Here is a 1,277-nt window from a genome sequence, read left to right as displayed (position 1 = left end):
CCGGAGACCACGATCGCGGCCTCGGTCAGCTCCGGACGCCCGGTGGACTCCCGCGGCGTCCGCGCAGTCACCTTCGTCCCCTTCGCCTGCTCACTGAAGGACACCTCCAGCGGCTCCACGGTGCCCGCGGCCGCGGCCGCCTCCGGAGCGGCGGAGTTGGGCTTGACCGTGATCACCGGCGTGCCCCGGGAGACCCGGGACTTGGTGGTGAACGCGGCGGCGAACACCGACTGCGTGGCCACCGGACCCTCATCACCCGGCTCCAGGTCGACGGCGTCGGTGATGATGCCCGCCCCGATACGGACCGCGAGCCGGGCCGCGATCTCCTTGCCCTCCGCGGAGGAGGGGAACAGCACGGCGGCCGGGGACACCGCCTGGTACGCGGCCTGGACCGCGTCCACCTTCGGGACCACCAGGTAGTCGGCGAACTCCGGCGCGTCGGCGGTCAGGACCCGCACCGCACCGTACTCGGCCAGCGTGGCAGCGGTCTCGGGGGCACCGGCGCCCAGGGCCACCGCGACCGGCTCACCGATCCGGCGGGCCAGGGTCAGCAGCTCCAGCGTGGGCTTGCGGACGGCACCGTCCACGTGGTCGACATAGACGAGGACTTCAGCCATGGGACTTCTTCTCTCCTGCGATGCGAGGCGGCAAAGGGGCGGCAGTGGACAGCGCGGCTCAGATGAACTTCTGACCCGCCAGGAACTCGGCGAGCTGCTTACCGCCCTCGCCCTCGTCCTTCACGATCGTGCCCGCGGTACGGGCCGGGCGCTCATCGGCGCCGTCGACCTTCGTCCAGGCACCCTCCAGACCCACCTCTTCGGCCTCGATATCGAGGTCGGACAGGTCCCAGGAGGTCACCGGCTTCTTCTTCGCCGCCATGATGCCCTTGAACGACGGGTAACGCGCCTCACCCGACTGGTCGGTCACCGACACCACCGCCGGCAGCGACGCCTGAAGCTGCTCGGTCGCGGTGTCACCATCCCGCCGCCCGGTCACCGTGCCATCGGCGACCGAAACCTCCGACAGCAGCGTCACCTGCGGCACACCCAGCCGCTCGGCCAGCAGCGCCGGCAGCACACCCATCGTGCCGTCCGTGGAAGCCATACCGCACACGACCAGGTCATACCCGGCCTTCTCCACCGCCTTGGCCAGCACCAGCGACGTACCCAGCACATCACTGCCGTGCAGATCGTCGTCCTCGACGTGCACGGCCTTGTCCGCACCCATCGACAACGCCTTGCGCAACGCGTCCTTGGCATCCTCCGGACCCACGGTCA

At 70.3% G+C, this 1,277-nt stretch carries 2 protein-coding genes; both read right to left on the bottom strand.

What is annotated here, in order from left to right; genetic code table 11:
* A partial coding sequence (locus AC07FT_RS36410) for an electron transfer flavoprotein subunit alpha/FixB family protein (protein ID WP_479180456.1) occupies positions 1–617 on the bottom strand: 617 nt, incomplete at its 3' end.
* A gap of 58 nt (positions 618–675) precedes the next feature.
* The coding region (locus AC07FT_RS36405; RefSeq protein ID WP_479180454.1) for an electron transfer flavoprotein subunit beta/FixA family protein at positions 676–1,277 on the bottom strand (602 nt) is incomplete at its 5' end.

The sequence above is a fragment of the Streptomyces sp. NPDC045899 genome, assembly GCF_056431485.1.
The sequence above is the reverse complement of the archived record's forward strand: the minus strand, read 5'-3'. Positions and strand labels throughout refer to the sequence as shown.